Origin of the sequence: Chryseobacterium sp. SORGH_AS_0447 (genome assembly GCF_030818695.1) — a bacterium.
GTDB lineage: Bacteria > Bacteroidota > Bacteroidia > Flavobacteriales > Weeksellaceae > Chryseobacterium.
The window spans coordinates 4212640-4238576 of the sequence record NZ_JAUTAR010000001.1 but is presented as its reverse complement, the minus strand read 5'-3'; the positions used below and the strand labels follow the sequence as shown (position 1 = coordinate 4238576).

Below are 25937 nucleotides of genomic sequence, written 5' to 3'. Positions count from 1 at the left end.
TATACTTTGATGGCTTTGCTGAGTAGAACGCCTTTGCGAACTTAAAAACAAGTAGTTATCAAAAAAACTTAGCGCACTTTGCGTTTAAAAACTTTTCAGAATTAAAAAGATTGAGAAATCCTTTAGACATATTAGAAATGGTTCCCGATCCGGAAATTCCGGTCATCAACATAGTGGAACTGGGTATTGTGCGGGAAGCGAAAGTAACCGGGGAAAATTCCTGTGAAGTTACCATTACGCCGACGTATTCTGCCTGTCCTGCCATGTTTACCATTGAGGAAGACATCATCAAGATCATGAAGGAAAACGGCTGGGACACAAAAGTAATCACCAAAATGTTTCCTATCTGGACGACCGACTGGTTGACGGATGAAGCCCGGGAAAAGCTACGGGCTTATGGAATCACTCCTCCTGAAAAAGGAGCCGACGAACATCATATCGGGAAACCGAAAAAGTGTCCACGCTGTGGTTCTGAACACACTAAGCAGATCAGCAGGTTCGGATCTACCTTATGTAAGGCTTCCTACCAATGCCTGGATTGTTTGGAACCGTTTGATTATTTTAAATGCCATTAATCAATTTGAAAATGTGCTGATTTGAAAATTTAACAATTGTAAGGGATTATCTTAAATTTTTTTCAAATTCGTATGGGCTCACCTGTTGATTCATTCGGAAATGTGTAAATTTAAAAACAGTTTTTAACCATTTTCAAATAATCTAATTTTCAAATAATCTAATTTTCAAATTAAAAAATTAAAGCTATGTACACACAACTCGATATTGAGACGCATTTTGAAGGAAAGCTGAAAATCGCTTACCTCAACCAGCCGGAAACCATGAATGCGCTGACAAAGCCGTCACTTTCAGACTTGAAGGATTTTATTCATGAGTGCAGCAATGATCCTGCCGTAAGGTGTGTAGCCATCTCCGGGAGAGGAAGGGCATTCTGTTCAGGACAGAACCTTGATGATGCATTCGTTACCGGTAATGAACACCACGACCATGACATCATCCGGAAAATTGTAACGGATTATTACAACCCACTGGTAATGGAACTTACGCGCTGCAAAAAGCCGGTAATAGCTTTGGTAAATGGTCCTGCAGTAGGAGCCGGCGCAATGCTTGCCCTGATCTGTGATTTTGTACTGGCCAATAACAAAGCATATTTCTCCCAGGCTTTCTCCAATATCGGATTGATTCCTGATACCGGAGGAACCTATTTTTTACCGAAATTATTGGGAAGGCAACTGGCAAATTATTTAGCCTTTACCGGAAAAAAATTATCGGCTGAAGAATCAAAATCATACGGATTGGTCGCTGAGGTTTTTGCTGAAGAAGAGTTCAACTCCAAGTCGATGGAAATTCTGGAGAAAATGGCTAACATGCCGACAGCAGCCATCAAATTAACCAAAAAAGCATTCGCCAATTCATATAACAACACTTTGAAAGAACAGTTGGAACTGGAAGCCGACCTTCAGCAGGAAGCTGCCGGAACAGAAGACTTCATCGAAGGCGTAAACGCATTTTTACAGAAAAGAAAGCCTGATTATAAAGGAAAATAATCAATTTGAAAATATAGTAATTTAAGAATTTGAAAATGAGAAATGATAAAGAAAATGTCATCGTTAATAAGACTTTTGATTTTGCATTGAAAATAATCGAATTTTCTGAAGTTTTATATGAAGCTAAAAGGTATCCTTTAGCTAATCAGGTTTTTAAGGCAGGAACATCTATTGGTGCAAATGTTAGAGAAGCTCAAAATGCAGAAAGCAAAGCAGATTTCATTCATAAATTAAAAATTGCGGCAAAAGAAGCAGATGAGACAGAGTACTGGCTCCTGTTATGTATGATGTCTCCTTATCTGAAGTCGCCGGATGAAAAATTATTTTCAGAACTCAAAGAAATTATCCTGATTCTCTCGAAAATCATTTCAACTTCCAAGATTAAATAATTTTCAAATTAAGATATTCTCAAATTTTCAAATTCAATATATGAATATAGGAATCATCGGTGCCGGAAATATGGGGATAGGCATCGCACAGGTAGCGGCTACCAACGGATGCAAAGTATGGGTATATGATGCGAATGCCAGACAGGTGGAAACAGCCACCCTCGGTTTGGAAAAGACACTTACTAAACTGGTAAACAAGCAAAAAATTTCAGGCGAAAAAATGACTGAAATTTTATCCAATATCTCCATCGCTACAGAACTGAAGGAATTTAAAGACTGCCAGCTGGTCATAGAAGCCATCATTGAAAATAAAGAAATTAAAACGAAGGTATTCACAGAACTGGAAAACCATGTTTCCGAAACCTGTATTATTGGTTCTAATACCTCATCTATTTCCATCACCTCCCTTGGTGCGGAACTGAAACATCCCGAACGTTTCATCGGAATCCATTTTTTCAATCCGGCGCCCCTGATGCCATTGGTAGAAGTAATCCCTTCTCTGCTGACTGAACAGTCATTGCCGGAAAAAATCTACAATCTCATGAAAGACTGGGGGAAAACACCGGTTATCGCTAAAGATATTCCGGGATTTATCGTAAACAGGATTGCCCGTCCGTATTATGGAGAAGGACTAAGGATGGTGGAAGAAAACATTGCTACACCGGAACAGGTGGATGATGCCATGAGAACTTTAGGAAATTTTAAAATGGGACCGTTTGAATTGATGGACCTTATCGGAGTGGATGTGAATTTCTCTGTAACCACAACCGTATATAAAGATTATTTCTACGATCCGAAATACAAGCCTTCCTTATTGCAGCAAAGAATGTCGGAAGCCAAGCTCCACGGTAGAAAAACCGGAAAAGGGTTCTATGATTATGCGGAAGGATCGACCAAACCCGAACCTCAAAAGGATGAGGCACTTTACCAGCAGATTTTCCTGAGAATCATCTCCATGCTCATCAATGAAGCGGTAGAAGCCAAAAGATTAGGCATTGCCAGTGATCAGGATCTTGAATTGGCGATGCAGAAAGGCGTAAATTACCCGAAAGGATTATTGGCCTGGGGACAGGAAATCGGATACGAAAAAATCTCTGAAACCCTGCAAGGTCTTTACGAAGAATATCAGGAAGAAAGGTACAGGCAAAGCCCGTTGCTCCGTAAATTAAATGAGACAATTTGAAAATGGATTAATTTGGAAATGGTTTTTTACAATATTTTCAAATTCTCAAATTGATTAATTTTCAAATCAATAATATGAATATAGAAAGATTCAGAGCCGAATTGGAAACCAGGCTTCTCATTGAAAAAGAATATCTGGTTCAGGAGCTTTCTTCAATCGAAGATGATCGGGAAAAACTTGAACTGCTGGGTAAATTCAATGAAAAGTATAAGGCCCTAATTAAAAGAATCGCACAGGAGGATGGGATCGATCTCGACGCTTCTTATCAGGATAAAAGCGATGCTTTACATACGGAGAATCTTTCCAACGTTCAAATTATTCTGGGTAAAACCATGAATATTTACGATCGGTTGGCTGATGAATTATATGCAGAGATAGCACGGTAATAAATATATAATATAAAGCCAAAAGCCATGCTTAAAAGAATATTTACAAAGAAAAACCTTTTACGCTCTCTTGTACATGCAGTACTTTCTGTTGTATTTTTCTCTGTTTTTAAACTTCTTTTCTATTATTTCGGATGGGATAATGAAAAAGTCATGGGTATCTATGGGATTGTATTTTATTTCGTCTTCGTATTCTTTGCTATTTTCATTCTTGACGGAAGAGATTACACATGGAAAGATTTGATAAAATTCAAAAATTTAAATAAGAATAAATGACACCCAAACAGGTTGCAGAATATATGCTCGGTCAGGACTATTTTTCCCAATGGATGAATATCAGACTGATTGAAATTAAAGAGAACTATTGTTTAATAGAAATGCCCGTTAAAAAAGAAATGATCAACGGGCTGAAAACGGTACATGGAGGCGTTACGTTTGCCTTTGCCGATTCGGCACTGGCCTTTTCATCCAACAATTCGGGAGACGCCGCAGTGGCCTTAAACTGTGTCATCAATTTTACCAAAGCCGGAAAAGAAGGTGATGTTTTCAGGGCAGAAAGTATCCTCGCCAACGAAACCCGGAAAACAGCAGTTTACGATATCAAAATCACGAATCAGAACGATGAACTGGTCGCCAAGTTTGTAGGGACTGTGTATAAAATAGGAAAGAAAGTAACGGAACTTTAGTTCAATGTTACATTACTAAATTGTTAAATTAAAATTAATGAACAACGTATATATCATAGATTATATCAGGACTCCGATTTCGAAATTAAGCGGTGGCCTTTCAGAAGTAAGAGCCGATGATCTGGCAGCCATTGTCATCAAAGAGATCATCGCGAGAAATCCGGAAGTTCCGGTACAGGAAATCGAGGATGTGATCTTCGGATGTGCCAACCAGGCCGGGGAAGATAACCGGAATGTGGCGAGAATGGCCCTGCTGTTGGCCGGACTTCCTTATAAAATCGGAGGAGAGACCGTTAACAGGCTGTGTGCTTCGGGAATGTCTGCCGTTGCCAATGCCTTCCGTGCGATAGCTGCAGGCGAGGGCGAAATTTATATTGCCGGCGGTGTAGAGCACATGACGCGTTCGCCGTATGTAATGTCAAAACCGAGCACAGCTTTCGGAAGAGACAGCCAGATGTTCGATACTACTTTCGGATGGAGGTTTGTCAACCCGAAAATGAAAGAAATGTACGGTGTTGACGGTATGGGGGAAACAGCGGAAAACTTAGCCGATATGCACCAGATCAGCCGTGAGGACCAGGACCAGTTTGCGCTGTGGTCTCAGCAGAAAGCTTCCAAAGCACAGGAAAACGGAAGGCTAGCGGAAGAAATCGTACAGGTGGAAATCCCACAGAAGAAAGGAGAACCTAAAGTTTTCGATAAAGATGAATTTATTAAACCGACTTCTACAATGGAAGGACTGGCGAAACTTCGCCCTGCTTTCAGAAAAGAAGGGGGAACGGTAACCGCCGGAAATGCTTCAGGAATGAACGACGGCGCTGCGGCATTGATTTTAGCCAGTGAAGAGGCCGTACAAAAATACGGACTGCAGCCTATTGCTAAAATTTTAGGTTCCGCCGTTGCCGGGGTTGAGCCAAGAATCATGGGGATTGGCCCGGTAGAAGCTTCTCAGAAAGTTTTAAAAAGATTAAACCTGTCACTGGATGATATGGATGTCATCGAACTGAATGAAGCCTTTGCCGCCCAGGCTTTGGCGGTGACGAGATCATTATGTTTAAAAGACGATGATTCCAGAGTAAATCCAAACGGAGGCGCTATTGCCATCGGTCATCCACTTGGAGTTTCTGGAGCCAGGATCATTGGTTCTGCCGCTATGGAATTGCAAAAACAGAATAAAAAATATGCCTTGTGTACCCTTTGTATTGGTGTAGGACAGGGCTATGCAATGGTGATTGAAAAAGTATAACTTTTTTAATAGTATAACAATTTATCAATGTAACAATGTAACAATGTAGCCGTGAAACAATTTTGCGTAATGTCATGCTGAGCCTGTTGAAGCATCTATAGGTAAACTTGTACATTAATCCATTGTTACATTAAATTTTTAACAAAAAATTTATGAATATCTACTCCTACCATGGCATCCGGCCCATCATCAAACCTTCTGCCTACATTCATCCGCAGGCGGTGGTGATCGGGAATGTGGAAATCGGTGAAGAAGTGTATGTGGGCCCGAATGCGGTGATCCGCGGCGACTGGGGGAAAATCATCGTGAAAGACGGAGCGAATGTTCAGGAAAACTGTACCCTGCATGTTTTTCCGGGTATTGAAACCATTCTCGAAGAATCGGCCCATATCGGCCACGGAGCCATCATCCATTCCGGACATATTGGAAGAAACTGCCTGGTGGGAATGAACGCCGTGGTGATGGACAAAGCAATTATCGGTGACGAATGTATAATCGGAGCTTTGGCTTTTGTGCCCGCCAACTTCAGGTGTGAAGCCAGAAAGCTGATTGTCGGAAGCCCGGCAAAGATTATCCGTGATGTTTCCGATGAAATGATCAAATGGAAAACCGAAGGTACAAAACTGTATCAGGAACTGGCCAGGGAAGGGAAAGATGCCATTCTGCCCTGCGAGCCGTTCACCGAATATGTAAAACAGGTTCCAACTAAAATTATCGATTACAGTATTTGGGATGATGTGAAGTAAACTGCGAGGTTTAGAAAAAGTAAAGTAAAAATGATTAAAAAAATTCTTCTGATCTTCATCATGATGTTTGGGCTTTCAGTTATGGTTTCGGGCCAGAACAACAATGTAAAACCCTTAACGATTGGTGAAATCCGAACATTGAAATCTAAAATTTTAAATGAAGACAGAATATTGAATATCTATCTTCCGCAGAATTTTGATAAGACCAAATCCTATCCGGTCATTTATCTGATGGATGGAAGCATGAATGAAGACTTTATCCATGTTAGCGGACTGATTCACTTTTTCAATCAGATGTATGCCATGCCGGAAACCATTGTGGTAGGAATAGCCAATACTGATCGGAAAAGAGATTTTACCTTTCATACGGATTTGAAAGATCTACAGAAGGATTACCCTACAACCGGACATTCCGATAAATTCATCAGTTTTCTTGAAAAAGAATTAAAACCGTATATCGAAAATCAGTTTAAGGTAACGGAAAAATATGTATTCGGACAATCTTTGGGCGGCTTGCTGGCGACAGAAATTTTACTGAAAAAACCGGAGCTGTTCAATAATTATTTTATCATCAGCCCAAGTTTATGGTGGGATGATGAAAGCCTTTTGAAGGGGGCAACCCAATGGCTGGCTAAAATTCCGGATACGAAGAAATTTATTTATATTTCCGTCGGAAAAGGGGAACATCCGGTAATAGTAAAAGATGCTGAAGATCTGGATGATGTGTTGAAAAAAGCGGGAAAGAAAAACTGGACGATAGAATATAAGATGATGGAAACAGATAACCACGCCACCATTCTGCACAGAAGTTTGTACGAAGGGTTGTTGAAACTATTTCCCTATCAGGAACCGAAAAAGTAAAAATGAAACAATCTATAAATGTATCAGTGTAATAATTATTGGTAAACTGTTAAATTGATACATTGTTAAATTAAATGGTATGCAAAAACTAAAGAACTATATCCACGGCGAATGGATCGAAGGAACCGGAACCGGAATTCCTTTATTTAATGCCGTGACAGGAGAGCAGGTGGCCGTTTCAGATACGGAGGGGCTTAATTTTGAACAGGCACTGGACTACGGAAGGACCGTTGGATACAAAAACCTTTCGTCCATGACGTTCTATGACCGTGGGGAAATGCTGAAAAAAGTAGCACTCTATCTTCTTGAAAGAAAGAAAAAATATTACGAATTATCCTATAAAACGGGCGCCACCCATGTGGATTCGTGGGTGGATATCGAAGGCGGTTTCGGTACTTTCTTTACTTATTCCGGACTGGCCAAGAGAATGCTTCCGAACACCCCATTCTGGGTGGATGGGGAAACACAGAAAATTTCAGCCAACGGAACTTTCCTGGGAACCCATATCCTTACGCCGAGCGAAGGGGTTTCCGTGCAGATCAACGCGTACAACTTCCCGGTTTGGGGGATGCTGGAAAAACTTTCGACTTCCTTATTGGCCGGTGTTCCTTCTATCGTGAAACCTTCACCTTTCGGGTCTTATCTTACCAATGCGGTGTTTCAGGATATGATCGAAAGTGGTCTTTTGCCTGAAGGAGCGGTACAGCTGGTCTGCGGAGAACCGGGAAATATCCTTGATTATGTTCAGGACGGGGATTCCGTACTGTTTACCGGTTCGGCAACAACCGGAAGAAAATTAAAATCGTTACCGTCGGTGGCAGGCAATGCCGTTCGTTTCAATATGGAGGCGGATTCGTTGAACTGTTCCATCTTGGGGTTGGAAGCGAAGCCGGGCACTCCGGAATTCGATTTGTTCATCAAGGAAGTCCGAAACGAAATGACCACGAAAGCAGGACAGAAATGTACGGCCATCAGAAGGATTATTGTTCCTGAGAACCTGGTGGGGCGATGTACAGCAGGCTTTATCAAAAGCTTTGGACCAGACCAAAATCGGAAACCCGTTGAGCCGGGAAACGAAGATGGGATCCCTGGTTGGCAGACAGCAGTACGATGAAGTTTTAAGAAAAGTAAATTTACTGAAAGCGGAAACGGAACTGATTTACGACGGACAGCACGAACTGGTGGATGCCGATTACGAAAATGGTGCATTCATGAGTCCTAAACTGTTCTTTAACGATAAACCTTTTGAAAAGAATATCTCTCATGATGTCGAAGCCTTCGGACCGGTTTCTACTTTGATGCCGTACAAAGATGCGGAAGAAGCGGCAGCTTTGGCAAAAAGGGGAAAAGGAAGTCTGGTTGGGTCTATTATTTCGTATGATGATCAGTTTGTGGCCGAAACGTCATGGAAAATGGCTTCCCAGCACGGAAGGATTTTCGTTCTGAACCGGGATAACGCCAAGGAAAGCACCGGTCACGGTTCACCGCTTCCGACGCTGATGCATGGTGGTCCCGGAAGAGCCGGAGGAGGCGAGGAGATGGGCGGACTGAACGGTCTTCATTTCTTCCTTCAGAAAACCGCGATTCAGGGATCCCCGGATATCCTGACCGCGATTACCAAAGTATACCAGCAGGGGGCAGAAAAGAAATATTCAGACAAGCATCCTTTCCGGAAGTATTTTGAAGAAGTCGAAATAGGGGATTCCCTGGAAACGGCAGGCCGAACCGTTACCGATGCGGATATCGTAAATTTCTCCAACGTTTCATGGGATCATTTCTATGCCCATACCGATGCAACGAGCTTAACGGGAACTATTTTCGACAAAACAGTTGCCCACGGATATTTCATTCTTTCCGCAGCGGCGGGGTTGTTCGTTTCCGGAAAAAAAGGGCCGGTGATTGCGAACTACGGGCTGGAAAACTGTTCGTTCTTCAAACCGGTGTATGCCGGAGATACAATTACCGTTTATTTAACGGCCAAGGAAAAAATCAACCGTGGGGTAAAGGGAAGAAATATCCCGTCCGGCGTGGTGAAATGGCTGGTGGAAGTGGTCAACCAGAGAGAAGAAGTAGTTTGTGTAGCAACGATTCTTACTTTGGTAGCCAAACAATCACCATTTATCGACCTGAATGTAAAGAATGTTCAGAAAATCCTGAATGGCTTAACGGAAAATACCACTTCACAATGGGGGAAAATGTCTCCTCAGCAGATGATCGAACATTTGGAGCACGGTGTACTGGTAAGTTTAGGCGAACCGGAAGCCGATCGGTGCTTCACTCCTGAAGAACAGCTGGAAAAATGGCAGGATTCCCTATACAATCACCGCAAAATGCCGAAAGACTTCCAGGCACCGTTCCTGGATGCCGATGGATCATTGCCTGAACCGAAGCACAAAAACCTGGATGCCGCAAAACAGTCATTCCTGGATAACCTGAAAAGATTTTCGATATATTACAAAGAAAATCCACAGGCCGAACATATGAATTTTGTATTCGGAAAACTCAATAAGGAAATGTGGGAGCTGATGCACAGAAAACATTTTACCCATCACTTCGAGCAGTTCGGATTGGTGTAATGTAAAATAAAATTCATAAATTTAAAAGAGCCTTTTTTAAAGAGGCTCTTTTTTAATATAAACCAAATGGAACAGCAATTTATCAAAGACTTTGATTTTACCGGTTTCTGGAATGAAAGCAGTTATTCGGAAAGGGATTACACCGAACCTTTCCCGGATGATGAAACCATTCTTTCAGTAGAGCAGGAACTGGGGTACAAACTTCCAGCATCTTATATCGAATTGATGCGCATCCGAAATGGCGGATTGGTAGAAAGGAGCTGCTTTTCTACGGCAGAAAGCACTTCATGGGCAGATGACCATATTGCCATTACCGGAATCATGGGGATCGGAAGGGAAAAGACCTATGCGCTTTGCGGAGAGCTTGGCAGCCGTTTTATGATCGAAGAATGGGGCTATCCTGATGATGGAGTGTATGTCTGTGACTGTCCTTCTGCAGGACACGACATGATCCTGCTGGATTATTCCAGGTGTGGAAAAAGTGGTGAGCCGGAAGTCGTGCATGTGGATCAGGAAGCGGACTATAGAAAAACATTTCTGGCTAAAGACTTTAAAACTTTTATCGAAGGATTAAAAGAAGAAGCGTATTTTGATCAGGATATAGACATTTGAGAACTGAATAGAAAGCGATAAAAGGAAAATATTGATCTTTAAATGTTAAACTCGAATATGAAAGGAACTTTTGCAGAACAGGTTATCGAATTCAACAAAACCCTCCACTACAGTGGTACGCTTCCCGATGATTTCATGGTGATGAATCCTTATCTGGATAATCCGGAAACACTGGACGTCATGCAACAGTTTTACCGCAAATATTACAACGATTCCATTCGGCGTAAGTTTCTTTTGGGAATCAATCCCAGCCGCCACGGTTCCGGAGTTACGGGAGTGCCCTTTACCGATACCAAAAGGCTGGAAAGCGTATGCGGAATTAAAATGACTTCAGCCTACACCCACGAAGTTTCATCCGTTTTCGTTTATGATATGATTGCGGAATATGGCGGAGCCGAAGCATTTTACAGTGATGTTTATATCAATTCTCCTTTCCCGCTGGCCATCGTCCGGAAATCGAAAAGCGGTTGGGTGAATGCCAATTATTATGATGATAAAGCCCTGTTTAACGAAGTTAAGGATTTTATGATCAGTTCCTTAAAAAAGCACCTCAGCCTGAATCTGGATACTTCCGAAGTTTTTATCATGGGTAAAAAGAATGCGGATTTTATTGCAAAGATCAACCGGGAAGCTAATTTGTTTGAAAAATTGACGGTTTTGGAACATCCCCGGTACATTCAGCAATACAAATCGAAGGAGAAGCAGCTGTATATTGATAAATATATTTTAGCTTTGAAAAAATAAAAATCCCCTGACAACAGGGGATTTCTTCTCATTTATGCATTTAGAATCTTGACGATATTCTGCAATATCAAGTTTTTATGGTTATTAGTTTTGAATTGATTGCTAAAGATTTTCAGATGAGTATTTAATTTGGTCTCATCGACAAGTCAAAGTAACGGCAAATATTAATTTTGCGGTAGCGTAGAAAGTACCAAATTTAAGATTACGTATTTTTACTTATTGAATTAGCGGATTCATTTATAATGACAAGACATAATGCTGCTTTTCGCCGAACTTTCCTATTTTTGTAAAAATCCAATTTAAATTAAAAATGAACGAATTTGTAGTATCAGAACTGAAAAACAATATCGCCGAAATTACCTTCGGAACACCGAAAAGCAATTCTCTGCCGGGAGCCATCCTTGAAAAGCTGGCGCAGACGATTCTGGATGAAGGAGCAAAAGATGAGGTAAAAGCCATTTTAATAAAAAGTGAAGGTGAAAAAGCGTTCTGTGCCGGCGCCAGTTTCGACGAATTGCTGGAAATTGAAGAGCTGGAAAAATCAACAAAGTTTTTCGGAGGTTTTGCAAAGGTCCTCAATGCCATGAGAAACTGCGGAAAAATCGTGGTAGTGCGGGTACAGGGAAAAACAACCGGCGGGGGCGTAGGGATTGCCTGTGGTGCCGATTATTGTTTTGCCGTAAAACACGCTGCGTTGGCTTTAACGGAAATTAATCTGGGTATAGGTCCTTTCGTGATCGGCCCTTATGTGGAAAGAAAAATAGGGAAGTCGCAATTTTCAGCAATGGCAATCGATGCGGATTTCAGATCGGCGGAGTGGGCCAAGCAGCACAATATTTACCATTCGGTTTCTGAAAATATCGAAGAAATGGATGCCAAATTGGAAACATTTCTTCAGACTTTAGCTTACAGAAGCAGCGATGCTTTGGCACTCATTAAAAAAGTATCCTGGGAAGGAACAGACCATTTTAATGAATTGATGCCTGCCAGAATTCACATGAGTGCCAGCCTCATCCTTGAAGAGTCAGCGAAAAAGAATATCGGGGCAATTAAAGAAAGACTGAGAGCAAAATAGCTTCGATCTTATACATAACAACCGCCGGTTTTCCGGCGGTTGTTTTAGCCATAAGAATTTAGTAAAAATTAGATTGATTTAAAATTGACGAGGAAAATGAATTGACCATTCACTATTATCCATTTTTTCCGAAAAAAATTTTGCACATTCAAAATAAATATTAACTTTGTAATTCAAAGTTCTTTTTATGAAATCAAAAAACTATCACGAAGACTTGTCACACATCCGCTCCATGATGGAGCGTTCTTCACGGTTTATTTCATTAAGCGGATTATCCGGTGTGGTGGCAGGATTGGCAGCTGTTATTGGTGCAGGGTATGTATATTTTGTTTTTCAAAGAGAAGGGATCGACTATTTTGATGGGAAAAGAAATATTTTTGGGCCTGCTCTGGTAAAAGAGTTGGTTTTGATTGGGGTTGTAATTCTGATGGTTGCCGTTTTCAGCGGTTATATTCTTACCGCTAATAAAAGCAGAAAGAAAGGACTGAAGATTTGGGATGCAACCACTAAGCGGCTTTTAATTACCTTTGCAGTTCCTTTAGTGACGGGAGGTTTTTTTTGCCTGGGGCTTTTGTACCATCATCTTTTCGTATTTATTGCGCCGGCAACATTGATCTTTTACGGATTGGCTTTGGTAAGTGCGGAACGGTATACGCTGACGGATGTTAAATATTTGGGATATTGTCAAATTGTTTTGGGCCTGATCTCCTTGTTTTTTCCGGGATGGGGATTGATTTTCTGGACGGTCGGGTTTGGAGTGTTGCATATTGTCTACGGACTGATTATGCATAGAAAGTATAAATAAAATGGAGGGTTCTGCTTTTTTAATTATTCTGATCCTGGCGGTTGCCATTTTCGGCATCTTTTCAGTTGTATTTAAGAATAGGAAGAGAAGGTTTTTAAAAAGTACCCTGTTAGGTGTTTTTATTTCTCCGGTTATTTATTTTCTGATCGTTTTTATTCTGATTTTCAGTATGACCAGAGAAAAAAGCAGAGATTTTGATTCCGTTGTATGGCGGTTAAATCTAAAAACGGAAAGCGGAACGGATAATTATGAAATGATTGATGATCTCATTGATAGAGAATTGTTGATTGATAAAGATTCATCCGAAGTGAAAGAAAAATTAGGCAGTCCGGACCTGAAAGATAAAAAACGAAATGTCTGGCAGTATTATGCAGGAACGAGTGCCGGCTTTGGTTTTGTAGACCATCAGCTGATTGTGAAGTTTGCCAACAATAAAGTCATTATGCTAGAGCATATAAGACAACAAGACTAAATAAAATGATAAAAATAAATCAACTCAATAAAGAATTCGAAAGCCGTGTAAGACTGGGCATCATGTCCGTTCTGATGGTCAACGACTGGGTTGATTTTTCGGAAATGAAAAGCATATTGGAGATTACGGACGGTAACCTGGCGAGCCACAGCAATGCGCTGGAGAAAGCGGCTTATATAGAAGTAAAGAAAGAATTTGTAGGCAAAAAGCCGAAGACTTCCTACAGAGTTACCCAAAACGGAAGAGCAGCTTTCACGGAACACCTCAATGCCCTGGAAAAATTGTTAGGAAGGTAAACGATATATTTTTTTATATTTTAACTTTGAAATACAAAGTACTTTTAATTATTAAATTTAAAACTTATGATTTTAGACAGACAAAAAACAACAATTATCTTTGCGGTACCGGTTTTACTGCTCCTCCTGGCACTTCTTGGAAATACATTTGTGGAAGGATGGAACTGGTCGGTATCCGATTTTCTTATTGCAGCAGTACTGCTGTTCGGGACAGCTTTCTTTGTTAATCTGGTTATCCGGTCAAAGAGAAAAATTCTTTCCAAATTAGCCATCTGCTTTGTTATTCTCCTGGTGCTGGTACTGATCTGGGCCGAATTGGCAGTCGGAATTTTCGGGAGTCCTTTTGCGGGAAGTTAAAATAAGAATGTGATGGACCGTAAAACATTTTTAAAAAGACTGTTCCAGATCTCGGCAGTGGCCACTTTTCCTATGCTGTATTCATGGCAGGTCGAACCTTTCTGGCTGGAATTTGTGGAAAGGAAAATGCCTGTCAGAAACTTACCAGCAAATCTGGAGGGAAAAATCCTGATGCAGATCTCAGACCTGCACGTCGGAACACGCTTCGACTGGAATTTCCTGATTGATTCTTTTCAGAAAGCTAAAAATTATAACCCTGATTTTGTAGTGTACACCGGCGATTTTGTAAATCACGGAAATGCAGAAGAGCGTGAAGATCTTAAAAAAGTGATGAGCCATGCCGTGCTCGGAAGCTTTGGGACTTTTGGAATTCTAGGCAACCATGACTATGGAACCGACTGGCTGGAAACCAAGGTGGCTGATGAGATCTGTAAGATTGCGGAAAATTCAGGTATTATGATGTTAAGAAATCAGCAGAAAGAGAGCCACGGATTGAATTTCATCGGCTTCGAAGATCTCTGGTCACCGAATTTTGCACCGCAGGAAATAATGAAAAACCATGATCCTTCAAAAGCCAACATTATTCTCTGCCACAATCCCGATGCCTGCGACAAAGACATCTGGAACGGTTACCGAGGCTGGATTCTGAGCGGACATACCCACGGCGGGCAGTGCTGTATTCCGGGAATCATTACTCCGCTTCTTCCTGTAAAAAACCGCAGATATACTTCGGGAGAGATTGATCTGGAAGACGGACGAATGTTGTATATCAACCGTGCTCTGGGACACTCCTTTCAGGTCCGGTTTATGGTGCGTCCGGAAATTACGGTGTTTACCTTAACCCAGGTTTAGAGAATCAATTATAATGATATTCCTTTTAAAATTAAGAGATATACACCCTGCCAAATTTTGAGAACCTTTTAAATTAAAACTTATCCAAAACCGATCAACTATGAAAAAATTACGTGTCCGATTTCTGCTTTTCGTTTACGATAAAACCCAGAAACTTTACCGGAAATATTTTAAGAAAAAGAAAAGACAGTGGCAGTTTACCGAACAGCAGCTATTAGAGTTTCAGGAAGATTCTCTGGGACGAAAGCTTGGGGAGTTTTACAGGAAACACGGGTTCAGCATGATTCCGAAAATGGAAGATCATGATGTTCATCACCTGATTACGGGCTGCGGAACCCATTTCGAAGACGAGATTGCCATGCAGTTTCTGCTGCTGGGAAACGGGAAGCTCAATGCCCATCTGTTAGCCGCCATCATTTTAGGAAGCCTGATCTTACCGGAATATTTCAGAGTCTATATGAATGCTTACAGAAAAGGCAAAAATATGCGGCCTTTCTACCACTGGGATTTTGAAGCCCTGCTCTGGCAGAATTTCGATCATCTGAAAGATTTTATCCAACAGAAAAATTCAACCGTTTTGCATTAGTTATGGACAATATAAAATTCAGTTCGGAAGGGAAAACGGCGTTTTATCTTTCCTTTGCTTTGGGAACCCTTATTCTCATCAGCTTTTTACTCACCAGAAGGGAGTTTCTGCTCACCATCGGGTTTTACTATGTTTTAGCGGCGGCCGTTATTAATATCATTGTTTTCTTTTATGAACTAACATTATTTATTTCGAATATCGCCGATAATAAGCCACATGGAAATTCGGCGGTCCTGTTGCTCCTGAATATACCGATAAGCATTATTTATTTCCTGGCGGTCATCAACTGTATCTCTTAAAAACAATATTATGAAAACACATCATTATATATTTCTTACCACCATTCTTTTTGTTATCCTCTTCTATGATCAGAATGTGGGACTGAATCTCGGGATCATCGGCTTGGTCTATGCCTTCCTCACGTTCTTCAGAACCCCTAAAAGGAATAAAACCAAAACCTTTATCTTCCTTTTTGCAACGAGCATTCTTTCCAGTTTTGCCTTTGCCTGGTATGGCGATTTTCCATCCTTTCTGGCAGTGGCAGGCTCTCTTCTTCTGCTGAGCTATCGGTCTAGGAACCGAAGGATGAAGATCCTATTGCTGATTCCGGTTTTCGTTATCAACTTCTTTACTTCACTTTTCCGGATTTTAAATTTTGATAAATGGCTTCCGAAAAGAAATGTTCCCGGATTATGGCAGAAGACCCTCGCTTTCGTACTGATCCCACTCATTTTGGTTTCTGTATTTTTCGGCATTTACGCAGCGGGAAGTGATCATTTTGCCAGTCTTTTTACAGATGTGGAACTGGATCTTAATTTTTGGCAACTCATAGCCATGATCGTTTTGGGATTTTTCATTGCGTTCAATTACTGGAACTTTGCGGTGGAGAGATTTATTTACAAAAACAACCGGATGCTGGAGAACGATTTTAAACAAAGGGTTATTCAGAAGCCGACATATTCCTTTCTCGATCTTGATGCTGAAAGGATGAGCGGTGTTGTATCCTTATTCGCGTTAAATGTCCTGTTGATATTTTTCATCATTACTTATAATTACGAACAGTTTTATGAGGCGGTCAAGACCCCTGTACGGCTTTCGGAAGAAACCCATGAACGGGTAAATGCGGTTATCCTGTCTATCGTGATGTCAATTCTGGTCATTATGTTTTATTTTAAATCCAATTTTAATTTTGATCCGAAAGCAGGTTTCATGAAAATATTGGCCGGGATCTGGATGGTTCTGAATGCCGTTCTCGTTATTTCCGCAATGGTAAAAAACTCGGAATACATCATTAATTATGGATGCACGTACAAAAGGCTCGGCGTTTATGCGTTCCTGATTCTTTCCTTAATCGGTCTTGTTCTTACAATGGTTAAAATACAATTCAGAAAAAGAAATGCCTTTCTTTTCAACACAATGGCCTGGTATGTTTACGGTGCTGTCCTGATCTGCAGCTATATCAACTGGGGCGGGATCATTACCGAAGAAAACAGGAAGCGTAAGGATTTTGACTTAAATTACCATCGTACGCAGATAAATTTTAATGAAAAGCAATTGCTGAAATATGCGGAAGAAAAGAATGATCACCGGTTGAAATCAGAAATTTTAAATTCGGAACAGGTGAAATTACAGCAAAACGAAAAGTTCCTTTCTAAAGTCTTATATTATCAGACTCTACCATAAAATAACCGTTAGTTTAATCAGAAATAATCTAAAAGTAAAAATGGGTTTAACTATTCGGTTGGAACAATTTTCGCTTCAAAGTATTTTCAAAAAGCCGGAAGGTTTAATTTTAAAAAAGATGTATTATGAAAAAATCCTTATTGCTCATCCCACTGATGATCATTTCCTGTAAAAAAGAACCGAAAATCCAGGAAACGAAAAGTACGGATTCTACGGTGGTTTCGGAACAGCCATCTCCGGTAGAAAAAGCAGATTCCGCAGCTGTAAAAATGAAGGATTCCATTATCAATAATGCGCCTAAAACGAAAGAGGTTTTAAGCAAAGGGGTGATGAGGAATGTAAAAGACGGGCAGATTATCCGGACTGCCGATGCTGCACAGCTTCCTTTTAAATTAGGCGAAGAGTTTACAAAGGACGATCAGGAATTTATCCTCAAGATTACCAATGTGAACCAATCTACCCTTAAAGCAAAAATCTCAACCGATGTAAAAGATTTCAACATCCGTTTTAACCAGATCAAGCTGCCAAACGGAGATTACGACGGACCTTTCGGAAGAGAAATTACCTATGATATCAAAGGGAAAGGTGAAGTATGGCTGATTGTCGGGAAAAGCAATATGGCTTCCGGCAATACCAAAGGAAGTTTTACCGTGAGTGTGGAGTAATTTTCAATTTGGTATAATTTCTGCAAAGACAAATTTAAAATTTATCATTATGAAAAATATATTTTTGACAGCGGCAGTGGCCTCAGCAGCTTTGGTAAGTTGCGGCACCGTGCAGTCGTTGGTTCAGAATACATTTCCTTATACGGCAAACGTACTGATTTCTACCGGCGTTCCTGCTGATAAGGAAGTTTCTTCCACGGCAACCGCTTCCAATATCCAGACTTGGTTCGGAGGAAACAATGATGCGAAAATCAAAGACGTTAGGATTTCGGATGCGAAAGTATCGGTAGCTTCACCTGCGGGCGGAACACTTAACGCTTTTAAATCGATTAAAGTATACATTTCATCAAACGGAACGGGAGAGCAGCTGGTTGCATCAAGATCCAATATTTCCACTGATGCATCAAGCATTACTCTTGATCTTGAAAATACAGGATTCCTAGATAATGTGGTGAAAAGTACAGGAGTTACCGTAAGAACGGTATATGAATTGAGAAATCAGACAAGCTCAGATATGACCCTTAGGGTAGCACTGAATTTCAACAGTGTGCCTGCTAATTAATTTTTTATAAAAGTTTATTTAAAAAAAGCGCCCTTCAAATATTTTGAAAGGCGCTTTTGATGTATCATGGGTTGAGGATTATTTATTTAAAATCCACCAGTTCGATATCAAAAATAAGAGTCGCTCCCGGAGGGATCACGTTTCCGGCACCATTGTCTCCGTAAGCCAGGTTTGCAGGAATATAGAATCTGTATTTTGCCCCTTTGCTCATCAGCTGCATCCCTTCTGTCCATCCCGGAATTACTCCTGAAAGATTCAGTTCAATCGGCTTTCCTCCGTTTTTATCAGTAGAGTCGAATACGGTTCCGTCCATTAATTTTCCGGTGTACAATACATTTGCTGTACTTGAGGCGGTAGGTTTTGTTTTTCCGTCACCTTCCTTTAAAACTTCATACTGCAGGCCGCTTGCTGTAGTTTTTATGTTTTTGTTCAGTTTGTTTTTGGCAAGAAAATCAGCTCCTTTCTTCTTATTTTCCTCAGCTTTTACTTTTGCTTCCGCCTGTTTTTTCTCATTCTGCTTCTGCATAAAGCCCTGCAGGAAGGTTCCCATCTCTTCTTTCGGGAAAAGCGTAGGCTTATCCGCTAATGCATCTTTGATTCCCTGCGCCAGCAGTTCGGCATCTGCCGGGAAGCCCTGTCTTTTCATATTCTGGGCAATATCAAGACCGATATAATAAGAAGCTTTCTGTTCGTCGGTGTACGATTTCTGGGCAAATGCAAGGTTTACTCCTGTAAGAAGAACCAAGGTAATTAAGGTTTTTTTCATTGTTGAATATAAATATATTTTTTGCGAATTTAAGCTTTTGTAACGGAATCCATCACAATGGTAACCGGACCGTCATTAATTAACGAAACTTTCATATCAGCACCGAAGATTCCGCTTTCGGTCTTCAGTCCGGATTTTGAAATTTCTTCTTTAAAATAATCGAATAAAGGAACCGCTTTATCCGGTTTTGCCGCTTTGATGAAGGACGGGCGGTTGCCTTTTTTATAATCGGCAATTAGTGTAAACTGGCTGATGCAAAGAATTTCTCCCTTTACATCCTGCACGGAAAGATTTAATTTGTCATCCTCATCTCCGAAGATTCTCAGATTCAGAATTTTCTGTACAAGCCAGTCGGCATCACTTTTCTCATCATTTTCATTAATACCGATCAGCAGCATCAATCCTTTCCCGATTTCACCTACGGTCTGTCCGTCAACTTTTACACTGGCTTCGGAAACTCTCTGCACAACAACTTTCATTTTTTAATAATAAATATTTAATACTTTGCTTCCCGGATCATAATTATAAAGGTAAGTCTTCGGCGGAATATTGGCCACGGCGGTAGGCTGTCCTGTCAGCAGAATCCATTGGGCATTATCTTTCGGGCAGACGACTCTGATGTTGTCCTGAACTTCAAGCGTCGTGTTGTTATCGGGACAGATATGCGGTGCATTCCGGTCGTATACTTTAAAGGTGGTATCTGATGCCCTTACGACGATCAGCCCTCTCGTTCCGGACTGCTGTTCATTGATATATACCCATCCGCCAACCTGGTTCAGGTTATAATAAGCAGGAAGGTTCAGATTTAAGCTTACGTTGATTGGGTTCGTCGGGAAACAACTTACGGTATCTTCACGCGTTCCACAGGAATTTATGGATAAATTACTGAAAATCAATAGTGTGATGATAGATAATATTGAGAAACTTTTTTTCATTTGAATTTAAATTTTTATATATTTGTAAAAATTAAACGATTACAACTCGAAAACATTGTCCGGCAAATGTCGGATTATTTTTTTATACTAAAACTAAATTTTGAAAATTATGGCAAGCTATGTTACAAAGGAGGGGCTGGAGAAAATGAAAGCTGAGCTGGAACAGTTGGAAACTGTAGAAAGACCAAAAATTACCCAGCAGATTGCTGAGGCTAGAGATAAAGGAGATCTGTCTGAAAATGCAGAATACGATGCGGCGAAAGAAGCACAGGGAATGTTGGAAATGAGAATTTCTAAGCTGAAAGACGTTATTTCGGGTTCAAAAATTATAGACGAAAGCCAGCTGGATACTTCAAAAGTTTCCATCCTAACGACGGTAAAGCTGAAAAACAATGCTACAAAACAGGAGCAGGTATTTACCCTGGTTCCGGATAACGAAAGCGACCTTAAAGCCGGAAAGATTTCGGTAAATACACCGATTGCGAAAGGCTTACTGGGAAAAGCGGTAGGAGAAACGGCAGACATCACGTTACCGAACGGCAATAAGCTTTCGTTTGAAGTATTAGACATTACCTTATAACAGATCCTCATCTTTATATTTTAAAAAATGAGCACGATATTCACAAAAATCATTAACGGCGAAATCCCTTCCTATAAAATAGCTGAAGATGAAAACTTTATTGCCTTTCTGGATGCGATGCCCCTGGTAAAAGGACACACATTGGTGGTCCCTAAAAAAGAAGTGGATTTAATCTTTGATCTGGAAAGCGAAGAATATAAAAACCTTTGGGGCTTTACTCAGGAGGTTGCCAAAAAAATAAAAAACGCGGTACCCTGCGTAAGGGTAGGAGTCGCTGTTGTAGGATTGGAAGTTCCTCATGCTCATATTCATTTAATTCCGTTGAACCAGGTGGAAGATATGAATTTTAAAAACGAGCGGCTAAAACTTACGGATGACGAATACACCGAGATTCGGGACTCCATTATAAATTCTTAAAAATACCAGAAACTCGTGAAACTTATTTTGCGGGTTTCTTTTATCTATACCTTTATTAGAGTAATATAAAAATGAATTCAAACCAATGTTCTTTCTGCGGAAGAAAGAGAAATGAAGTGCAGATGCTGATTTCCGGACAGAATGGCTTTATCTGTGAAAACTGTATCGAACAGGCTCACGCCATCGTAAAAGACAGCGGATCTAAATCAGGATATGCTCCTGCAGAAAATATAAACGAACTTAAAAAGCCGAAAGAGATCAAAGAATTCCTTGATCAGTATGTTATCGGACAGGACCAAGCAAAAAAACAATTGTCGATCGCGGTTTACAACCACTATAAAAGACTGCTTCATGCGCAGGAAGAAAACCGTGAAGTAGAGCTGGAGAAATCCAATATCATCATGATCGGTGAAACAGGAACCGGGAAAACCTTGTTGGCAAAAACAATTGCCCGAGAGTTGAATGTGCCTTTCTGTATTGTAGATGCAACAATCTTAACCGAAGCCGGATATGTAGGGGAAGATGTGGAAAGTATTCTTTCCAGGCTTCTGATGGTGGCAGATTACGATGTAGAGAAAGCAGAAAAGGGAATTGTGTTTATTGATGAGATCGATAAAATTGCAAGAAAGTCGGATAACCCGAGTATCACGAGAGACGTTTCCGGAGAAGGGGTACAGCAGGGACTTCTGAAGTTGCTGGAAGGAAGTATTGTAAACGTTCCGCCACAGGGAGGCAGAAAGCATCCTGACCAAAAGTACATCCAGGTAAATACACAAAATATTCTGTTTATTGCTGGAGGTGCTTTCGATGGAATTAAGGAGATTATCGAAAGAAGGATGAATAAGCAGGCGATCGGTTTCAGCTCTGAAAAGATCAATAAAACTGATGAAGACGAGTACATATTAACAAATATTAATGCGATTGACCTTCGTTCATTCGGATTAATTCCCGAACTTTTGGGAAGATTTCCGATCATCACGTACCTTGATAAACTTACCAAAGAAACCATGGTACGAATCATGAAAGAACCGAAAAATTCGATTGTGAATCAGTTTATTGAACTTTTCAAAATGGACGGAACCCAGTTGGTGTTTACTGATGGAGCAGTGGAAAAAATTGTAGAAGAAACAATGGAAAAGGGCCTTGGAGCAAGGGGTTTGAGAGGAACAACAGAGAAAGTACTGGAAGATTATATGTTTTCAATAGGGGAGGAGCAGGAAATAATATTAACGGAAGATAATATTTTTGTTAATAGATAAAATATTTTTGTTTTTTAGTAAAAAAGGTATACCTTTGCAATTGAGATATTGTATTAACACACAAATATTTATATACAATGAGAAAAAGTTTATTTGCTATTGGCTTACTAACAGCCATTTGTTCTGTTCAGGCGCAGAATGTTCTGATACATGTAGACGACGCTGCTACTACGTATGTGAGTAAAGGTACACTGGTTTACAGTGGAGGCGGATTACAGATGAGAGGTACCGGTAAGATTGAAAACCATGGTAACTTCATGGTTCAGGGAACTTCCTCAGATTCTTTTAAAACCATTACAACAGGAAATGCTGATAAAACTGAAGCTACTGGCGGAGGTAATTTTATTAACAAGCTTAATGAAGAAACCGCATATTCTACATATAATACCAACCTTTCTTCTGCAACACCGGCTTATACTTATGGTCAGCTGTTTATAACAGGAGTTCCTCAAGCTAATATTACAGGAATTGTAGACCAGGAATTCAGAGCAGTGAATCATGGGACTTATCAGCAGATTGGTATGCCTTTTTATGATAAGACTGCATCTACATTGAGTGCAGAATTAGGGAAAACTTTTACCAATACGAGATATTCTAAAAATGAAATTCTTTGGAATGATAATATCAATGTAGTGCCAAAGAATTTTGGTACCGGTTACAAGTTCGGAATAGGTCTTGATGGGTTTGCTTATTATATGTTGGGAGGATTAGGGCTTGACGTAAGCAATACAACAAGAACTGTAAAAGGGCGACCGCTTACTGATATTGGTGCTTCTACTACTTTGCAGGGTGCTGGCCTTAACGTAAATTTCGGAGTTAACGGAAATGCGCTTAACCAGTATAATGAAAAGTATTATTCTTATCTTCAGGATGAGTTCGTAACAACAGCTTGGTCTTCAAACTACGGAAAAAACATTTATCAATTCGGTAATCCATTCCTTACCAATCTTGATCTTTCTCAGATTGCTACAAACGAAACCAATGGAGATGGTATTAATTTAACAAATATACAAGGTGTCAGACTTGAAATTTCTCCAAATGCTGTACAAACCAGCTCAGCGGGAACTTTAACATCAGGTGGTGCAGCATATAAATTTATTACTTTCTCGTCAGGTGTGCCAACAGGAGATGTTAATTATATGATGGTTAGACCTATGGGAACTTTTGTTATTAAGTTGAACAGCGATTTGGGAGCGTCAGCACAACAGCTGAATTTTTCAAATCTTAGAAGGTTCAATTACTATACGAGAGCTGCTTCTACACCTTATAGTGTAACGGCTAGCAAAAATACCAATACAGGAACAGTAAAACAATTAGGTGTTATTGGACTTGATATCAACGGTAATGAAGTGGCAAGAACTTATTATGTTGTATATCCTGATGGAACTACCGGGCATTCTGTAGCACAGGCAAAAACCCAGGTAACTTTAGATACTAGTGATATTTTAGGTACTTATGAAGAATCTCCTACCGGAGGTATTGACGGTAACTATCTTGGGCAGTATTGGTTATATATCAATGAAGCAAACGAGAATAACTTTAAAGGTAAAAATATTAAAATGAAAAATTTTGATCTTAATACCATAAAGTCTTATAAATTTGAAATTCTTGAAGATGCTAGCCCAGTAAGCAACGGTGTTCATGCTCTTTCTTCAGGTATTGGTTTCTATTACAAATCACAAAACGGAACTGTTCAGCAGGCTGTTCAGGGAGCGGTTATCCCAGTAAACGGAGCTGAATATGATTTGTATTACGGTGAACCAAGCAATGTTGTATTGGCAACTAATGAAACGAAGTCTCCTTCTAGAACAGTGGTTGTGTACAATCCGGGAATCGAAAATTATATCGTTAGATTCGACCCTAACTGGAAAAAAGCAGATATTGAGGTTTATGATATGAGTGGTAAATTGGTGATTACCAAGAAAGCAGTTAACACTTCAACAGATTTTGTAATCGAACTTGATAGTAAACTTAAAAATTCTTATGTTGTAAAAGTTGTTTCCGATAAAGGAGAAACTGTTAATACCAAAATCTTAAAATAATAAATATGAGAATAATAAATAAACTAGTTTCAGCTTTTTTTCTAATTTTTGGATTTCTTCTAATTAATGCACAGAAGATGCCACCGGCACCAGACTCCGGTACTGCCAATAGAGGAACGGTTGGACCAGGGGCGCAAGCTTCTCCGATCGATATGTATGTATATGCATTGGGAATTATCGCTGTAATGTTTATCGTATTTTTTAATAAAAAGTACACAAGCAAAAAAGCATAAAATTTTATTAAAATAATAGTAAACTCTCCGATTAATCGGAGAGTTTTTTTATTTTTACCCTATGAAAAAGACATTTACGATTTCAGCATTGTTGGCTGCATTTTCATTACAGGCTCAATTTACGGTTACGATTCAGGCTCCTGCCGATTTCAAAGATCAAGATGCTATTTTATATACTTTAAACGGATCAAAAGATATTATATTCACTCAAGAGCAAAGTAAAAATAATGTCTGGATATTCAAATATCCCAAAAACTATATGGGTATGATGAAGGTTTATTTCCCTGGTTCAAATAATACCTTCAACTTTATCTCTGAAAATAAAAACGTAAATGTTAAACTGGATACCCAAGGAAATAAAGTAAAAGATATTGTTTATCTTGATGAAGCCAATGAGTTGATGAGTAAATTTCAGGAAGGTTCTCAGAAAAAAGAACTTATACTTCCTGCTTTATCACAGATCAAAGAATACTATAAAGACAATACGGACTTTGGAAAAGCACTGAAAACTGAAATCAGTAGGCTTTCCGGAGGCTCTGAAGGAATAGATCAAAGCCAGCACCCTTTTATTTACTATTACAATACAAATTACAGCAAATTCCTTTCAAATGATCCGGCCAAAAAGCCTAGTCAGGAAGAAATTATTAATTTTATCGATAAGTCAAACGATATGCTGGAAACTTCCTCACTGTTAAGACCTGTTTTGGTTTCCTACCTTAATTCTGGGGGGAATACCAAGGTGGCTGCTTCTGTAGATAAACTGTTAGACCGTTTAAAGGTCGAAACTCCCCGTGGACAGACCGTTCTCTCAGAATTGATAGACATTTTTGATGTATACGATATGCAGGAATTTAAAAATAAGTATTTAAATCTTGCTAAAAATCTCAAGTGTACGATTACCGACAGACTTGCTTCGACTTTGAAGTCCAATGCAAATGTTGAAATCGGTGCAGCTTTTCCGAATTATAAATTTCAGTCTGCTGTCAATACAAATGCAAAGTCACTGTATGATGTTAAGGCGGATAAGAAAGTCATTATCTTTTGGTCATCAACGTGTTCGCATTGTGAAGAAGAACTGCCAAAATTGTTGGCAAAATATAATGAGTTAAAAGCTAGAAATATTCAGGTAGTCGGCCTGTCAATGGACGTTGATAAAGATTCATACGCTAAAAAGATTGCAGCCTTTCCTTGGGTAAACGATTCCGAATTAAAAGGCTGGAACAGCAGTTATGTGGATACCTATAATGTTCACGCAACACCAACTTATTTTATTTTGGATGCTAACAATAAGATAATCAATAAACCAGAGCATGTTGCCGATGTTTTGGAATATTTTAATTTAAAATAAATTTGGAGGGAGT

The 25937-nt window shown here is 39.9% G+C and carries 31 protein-coding genes and 1 pseudogene; 29 read left to right on the top strand and 3 right to left on the bottom strand.

Annotated features, from left to right (window positions below; all coding sequences use genetic code 11):
- Positions 1-137 precede the first annotated feature (137 nt).
- The 23 genes and pseudogenes from paaD (at position 138) to QE422_RS19205 (ending at position 18344) form a co-directional block, all read left to right on the top strand.
- Positions 138-575 (top strand): 1,2-phenylacetyl-CoA epoxidase subunit PaaD, encoded by a 438-nt coding sequence (gene paaD, locus QE422_RS19315; RefSeq protein WP_373463443.1) that lies wholly within the window; start codon positions 138-140, stop codon positions 573-575.
- A gap of 186 nt (positions 576-761) precedes the next feature.
- A complete protein-coding gene (locus tag QE422_RS19310) occupies positions 762-1562 on the top strand; it encodes an enoyl-CoA hydratase/isomerase family protein (protein WP_307461949.1) in 801 nt (266 codons plus the stop codon).
- 35 nt (positions 1563-1597) lie between these two features.
- Positions 1598-1951 carry a four helix bundle protein gene (locus QE422_RS19305; protein WP_294244552.1) on the top strand — a complete coding sequence of 118 codons (354 nt, stop codon included), beginning with the start codon at positions 1598-1600 and terminating at the stop codon, positions 1949-1951.
- A gap of 40 nt (positions 1952-1991) precedes the next feature.
- Positions 1992-3134, top strand: a complete 1143-nt coding sequence (locus tag QE422_RS19300; protein ID WP_307461944.1) for a 3-hydroxyacyl-CoA dehydrogenase NAD-binding domain-containing protein — start codon at positions 1992-1994, stop codon at positions 3132-3134.
- Positions 3135-3208: 74 nt separating this feature from the next.
- Complete coding sequence (locus QE422_RS19295) at positions 3209-3520, top strand: hypothetical protein (protein ID WP_307461941.1); 312 nt, start codon at positions 3209-3211, stop codon at positions 3518-3520.
- 272 nt (positions 3521-3792) lie between these two features.
- Complete coding sequence (locus QE422_RS19290) at positions 3793-4206, top strand: PaaI family thioesterase (protein ID WP_307461938.1); 414 nt, start codon at positions 3793-3795, stop codon at positions 4204-4206.
- 37 nt (positions 4207-4243) lie between these two features.
- Positions 4244-5452 (top strand): 3-oxoadipyl-CoA thiolase, encoded by a 1209-nt coding sequence (pcaF, locus tag QE422_RS19285; RefSeq protein ID WP_307461934.1) that lies wholly within the window; start codon positions 4244-4246, stop codon positions 5450-5452.
- Between the two features lie 152 nt (positions 5453-5604).
- Positions 5605-6198, top strand: coding sequence for a transferase hexapeptide repeat family protein (locus QE422_RS19280; protein WP_307461932.1), 594 nt, complete (start codon positions 5605-5607; stop codon positions 6196-6198).
- 30 nt (positions 6199-6228) lie between these two features.
- Positions 6229-7059 (top strand): alpha/beta hydrolase, encoded by an 831-nt coding sequence (locus QE422_RS19275; RefSeq protein WP_307461929.1) that lies wholly within the window; start codon positions 6229-6231, stop codon positions 7057-7059.
- Between the two features lie 79 nt (positions 7060-7138).
- Positions 7139-9635, top strand: a pseudogene (paaZ, locus tag QE422_RS19270) (phenylacetic acid degradation bifunctional protein PaaZ).
- Between the two features lie 66 nt (positions 9636-9701).
- Positions 9702-10247, top strand: a complete 546-nt coding sequence (locus QE422_RS19265; RefSeq protein WP_307461927.1) for an SMI1/KNR4 family protein — start codon at positions 9702-9704, stop codon at positions 10245-10247.
- Between the two features lie 57 nt (positions 10248-10304).
- Positions 10305-10991 carry an SMUG2 DNA glycosylase family protein gene (locus tag QE422_RS19260; protein WP_307462403.1) on the top strand — a complete coding sequence of 229 codons (687 nt, stop codon included), beginning with the start codon at positions 10305-10307 and terminating at the stop codon, positions 10989-10991.
- A 310-nt stretch (positions 10992-11301) separates the two neighbouring features.
- Complete coding sequence (locus QE422_RS19255) at positions 11302-12066, top strand: enoyl-CoA hydratase/isomerase family protein (protein WP_307461924.1); 765 nt, start codon at positions 11302-11304, stop codon at positions 12064-12066.
- 187 nt (positions 12067-12253) lie between these two features.
- A complete protein-coding gene (locus QE422_RS19250; RefSeq protein ID WP_307461922.1) occupies positions 12254-12871 on the top strand; it encodes a hypothetical protein in 618 nt (205 codons plus the stop codon).
- 1 nt (position 12872) lies between these two features.
- Positions 12873-13343, top strand: a complete 471-nt coding sequence (locus QE422_RS19245) for a hypothetical protein (RefSeq protein ID WP_307461920.1) — start codon at positions 12873-12875, stop codon at positions 13341-13343.
- Between the two features lie 5 nt (positions 13344-13348).
- Complete coding sequence (locus tag QE422_RS19240) at positions 13349-13639, top strand: transcriptional regulator (RefSeq protein ID WP_307461917.1); 291 nt, start codon at positions 13349-13351, stop codon at positions 13637-13639.
- Between the two features lie 66 nt (positions 13640-13705).
- A complete protein-coding gene (locus QE422_RS19235; RefSeq protein WP_307461914.1) occupies positions 13706-13996 on the top strand; it encodes a hypothetical protein in 291 nt (96 codons plus the stop codon).
- Between the two features lie 12 nt (positions 13997-14008).
- Complete coding sequence (locus QE422_RS19230) at positions 14009-14848, top strand: metallophosphoesterase (protein ID WP_307461912.1); 840 nt, start codon at positions 14009-14011, stop codon at positions 14846-14848.
- Positions 14849-14948: 100 nt separating this feature from the next.
- A complete protein-coding gene (locus QE422_RS19225) occupies positions 14949-15434 on the top strand; it encodes a Coq4 family protein (RefSeq protein WP_307461910.1) in 486 nt (161 codons plus the stop codon).
- A gap of 2 nt (positions 15435-15436) precedes the next feature.
- On the top strand, positions 15437-15733 hold the full coding sequence (locus tag QE422_RS19220; RefSeq protein WP_307461908.1) for a hypothetical protein: 297 nt from the start codon (positions 15437-15439) through the stop codon (positions 15731-15733).
- Positions 15734-15743: 10 nt separating this feature from the next.
- Positions 15744-17117: a DUF4153 domain-containing protein gene (locus tag QE422_RS19215; RefSeq protein ID WP_307461906.1), complete on the top strand. Its 1374-nt coding sequence runs from the start codon at positions 15744-15746 to the stop codon at positions 17115-17117.
- 125 nt (positions 17118-17242) lie between these two features.
- Positions 17243-17782, top strand: coding sequence for a hypothetical protein (locus tag QE422_RS19210; RefSeq protein ID WP_307461904.1), 540 nt, complete (start codon positions 17243-17245; stop codon positions 17780-17782).
- 49 nt (positions 17783-17831) lie between these two features.
- Positions 17832-18344, top strand: coding sequence for a hypothetical protein (locus QE422_RS19205; protein WP_307461902.1), 513 nt, complete (start codon positions 17832-17834; stop codon positions 18342-18344).
- A gap of 82 nt (positions 18345-18426) precedes the next feature.
- Here the strand turns inward: QE422_RS19205 and QE422_RS19200 are convergent, their stop codons facing one another.
- The 3 genes from QE422_RS19200 to QE422_RS19190 are packed head-to-tail and all read right to left on the bottom strand — an operon-like array spanning position 18427 to position 20045.
- Positions 18427-19110 carry an FKBP-type peptidyl-prolyl cis-trans isomerase gene (locus tag QE422_RS19200; protein ID WP_307461899.1) on the bottom strand — a complete coding sequence of 228 codons (684 nt, stop codon included), beginning with the start codon at positions 19108-19110 and terminating at the stop codon, positions 18427-18429.
- A gap of 29 nt (positions 19111-19139) precedes the next feature.
- Entirely contained in the window at positions 19140-19589 is a 450-nt protein-coding gene (dtd, locus tag QE422_RS19195; protein ID WP_307461898.1) for a D-aminoacyl-tRNA deacylase, read from the bottom strand.
- A gap of 3 nt (positions 19590-19592) precedes the next feature.
- Positions 19593-20045 carry a hypothetical protein gene (locus tag QE422_RS19190; RefSeq protein ID WP_307461895.1) on the bottom strand — a complete coding sequence of 151 codons (453 nt, stop codon included), beginning with the start codon at positions 20043-20045 and terminating at the stop codon, positions 19593-19595.
- Between the two features lie 109 nt (positions 20046-20154).
- Between QE422_RS19190 and greA the strand changes: the two genes are divergently transcribed.
- The 6 genes from greA to QE422_RS19160 all read left to right on the top strand — a co-directional run bounded on the left by greA (position 20155) and on the right by QE422_RS19160 (position 25924).
- Entirely contained in the window at positions 20155-20625 is a 471-nt protein-coding gene (gene greA, locus QE422_RS19185) for a transcription elongation factor GreA (RefSeq protein ID WP_307461892.1), read from the top strand.
- 27 nt (positions 20626-20652) lie between these two features.
- Entirely contained in the window at positions 20653-21042 is a 390-nt protein-coding gene (locus QE422_RS19180; protein ID WP_307461890.1) for an HIT family protein, read from the top strand.
- A 71-nt stretch (positions 21043-21113) separates the two neighbouring features.
- Complete coding sequence (gene clpX, locus QE422_RS19175; protein ID WP_307461889.1) at positions 21114-22301, top strand: ATP-dependent Clp protease ATP-binding subunit ClpX; 1188 nt, start codon at positions 21114-21116, stop codon at positions 22299-22301.
- Between the two features lie 77 nt (positions 22302-22378).
- Positions 22379-24343 (top strand): T9SS type A sorting domain-containing protein, encoded by a 1965-nt coding sequence (locus QE422_RS19170; RefSeq protein WP_307461888.1) that lies wholly within the window; start codon positions 22379-22381, stop codon positions 24341-24343.
- A gap of 5 nt (positions 24344-24348) precedes the next feature.
- Positions 24349-24576 (top strand): signal peptidase, encoded by a 228-nt coding sequence (locus tag QE422_RS19165; protein ID WP_307461886.1) that lies wholly within the window; start codon positions 24349-24351, stop codon positions 24574-24576.
- Positions 24577-24637: 61 nt separating this feature from the next.
- Entirely contained in the window at positions 24638-25924 is a 1287-nt protein-coding gene (locus QE422_RS19160) for a TlpA disulfide reductase family protein (protein ID WP_307461882.1), read from the top strand.
- Positions 25925-25937: the final 13 nt, after the last annotated feature.

Bases quoted from the DNA above. Each gene is read 5' to 3' on its own strand.
- paaD (WP_373463443.1), top strand. From the start codon at position 138: ATGGTTCCCGATCCGGAAATTCCGGTCATCAACATAGTGGAACTGGGT.
- QE422_RS19310 (WP_307461949.1), top strand. From the start codon at position 762: ATGTACACACAACTCGATATTGAGACGCATTTTGAAGGAAAGCTGAAA.
- QE422_RS19305 (WP_294244552.1), top strand. From the start codon at position 1,598: ATGAGAAATGATAAAGAAAATGTCATCGTTAATAAGACTTTTGATTTT.
- QE422_RS19300 (WP_307461944.1), top strand. From the start codon at position 1,992: ATGAATATAGGAATCATCGGTGCCGGAAATATGGGGATAGGCATCGCA.
- QE422_RS19295 (WP_307461941.1), top strand. From the start codon at position 3,209: ATGAATATAGAAAGATTCAGAGCCGAATTGGAAACCAGGCTTCTCATT.
- QE422_RS19290 (WP_307461938.1), top strand. From the start codon at position 3,793: ATGACACCCAAACAGGTTGCAGAATATATGCTCGGTCAGGACTATTTT.
- pcaF (WP_307461934.1), top strand. From the start codon at position 4,244: ATGAACAACGTATATATCATAGATTATATCAGGACTCCGATTTCGAAA.
- QE422_RS19280 (WP_307461932.1), top strand. From the start codon at position 5,605: ATGAATATCTACTCCTACCATGGCATCCGGCCCATCATCAAACCTTCT.
- QE422_RS19275 (WP_307461929.1), top strand. From the start codon at position 6,229: ATGATTAAAAAAATTCTTCTGATCTTCATCATGATGTTTGGGCTTTCA.
- QE422_RS19265 (WP_307461927.1), top strand. From the start codon at position 9,702: ATGGAACAGCAATTTATCAAAGACTTTGATTTTACCGGTTTCTGGAAT.
- QE422_RS19260 (WP_307462403.1), top strand. From the start codon at position 10,305: ATGAAAGGAACTTTTGCAGAACAGGTTATCGAATTCAACAAAACCCTC.
- QE422_RS19255 (WP_307461924.1), top strand. From the start codon at position 11,302: ATGAACGAATTTGTAGTATCAGAACTGAAAAACAATATCGCCGAAATT.
- QE422_RS19250 (WP_307461922.1), top strand. From the start codon at position 12,254: ATGAAATCAAAAAACTATCACGAAGACTTGTCACACATCCGCTCCATG.
- QE422_RS19245 (WP_307461920.1), top strand. From the start codon at position 12,873: ATGGAGGGTTCTGCTTTTTTAATTATTCTGATCCTGGCGGTTGCCATT.
- QE422_RS19240 (WP_307461917.1), top strand. From the start codon at position 13,349: ATGATAAAAATAAATCAACTCAATAAAGAATTCGAAAGCCGTGTAAGA.
- QE422_RS19235 (WP_307461914.1), top strand. From the start codon at position 13,706: ATGATTTTAGACAGACAAAAAACAACAATTATCTTTGCGGTACCGGTT.
- QE422_RS19230 (WP_307461912.1), top strand. From the start codon at position 14,009: ATGGACCGTAAAACATTTTTAAAAAGACTGTTCCAGATCTCGGCAGTG.
- QE422_RS19225 (WP_307461910.1), top strand. From the start codon at position 14,949: ATGAAAAAATTACGTGTCCGATTTCTGCTTTTCGTTTACGATAAAACC.
- QE422_RS19220 (WP_307461908.1), top strand. From the start codon at position 15,437: ATGGACAATATAAAATTCAGTTCGGAAGGGAAAACGGCGTTTTATCTT.
- QE422_RS19215 (WP_307461906.1), top strand. From the start codon at position 15,744: ATGAAAACACATCATTATATATTTCTTACCACCATTCTTTTTGTTATC.
- QE422_RS19210 (WP_307461904.1), top strand. From the start codon at position 17,243: ATGAAAAAATCCTTATTGCTCATCCCACTGATGATCATTTCCTGTAAA.
- QE422_RS19205 (WP_307461902.1), top strand. From the start codon at position 17,832: ATGAAAAATATATTTTTGACAGCGGCAGTGGCCTCAGCAGCTTTGGTA.
- QE422_RS19200 (WP_307461899.1), bottom strand. From the start codon at position 19,110: ATGAAAAAAACCTTAATTACCTTGGTTCTTCTTACAGGAGTAAACCTT.
- dtd (WP_307461898.1), bottom strand. From the start codon at position 19,589: ATGAAAGTTGTTGTGCAGAGAGTTTCCGAAGCCAGTGTAAAAGTTGAC.
- QE422_RS19190 (WP_307461895.1), bottom strand. From the start codon at position 20,045: ATGAAAAAAAGTTTCTCAATATTATCTATCATCACACTATTGATTTTC.
- greA (WP_307461892.1), top strand. From the start codon at position 20,155: ATGGCAAGCTATGTTACAAAGGAGGGGCTGGAGAAAATGAAAGCTGAG.
- QE422_RS19180 (WP_307461890.1), top strand. From the start codon at position 20,653: ATGAGCACGATATTCACAAAAATCATTAACGGCGAAATCCCTTCCTAT.
- clpX (WP_307461889.1), top strand. From the start codon at position 21,114: ATGAATTCAAACCAATGTTCTTTCTGCGGAAGAAAGAGAAATGAAGTG.
- QE422_RS19170 (WP_307461888.1), top strand. From the start codon at position 22,379: ATGAGAAAAAGTTTATTTGCTATTGGCTTACTAACAGCCATTTGTTCT.
- QE422_RS19165 (WP_307461886.1), top strand. From the start codon at position 24,349: ATGAGAATAATAAATAAACTAGTTTCAGCTTTTTTTCTAATTTTTGGA.
- QE422_RS19160 (WP_307461882.1), top strand. From the start codon at position 24,638: ATGAAAAAGACATTTACGATTTCAGCATTGTTGGCTGCATTTTCATTA.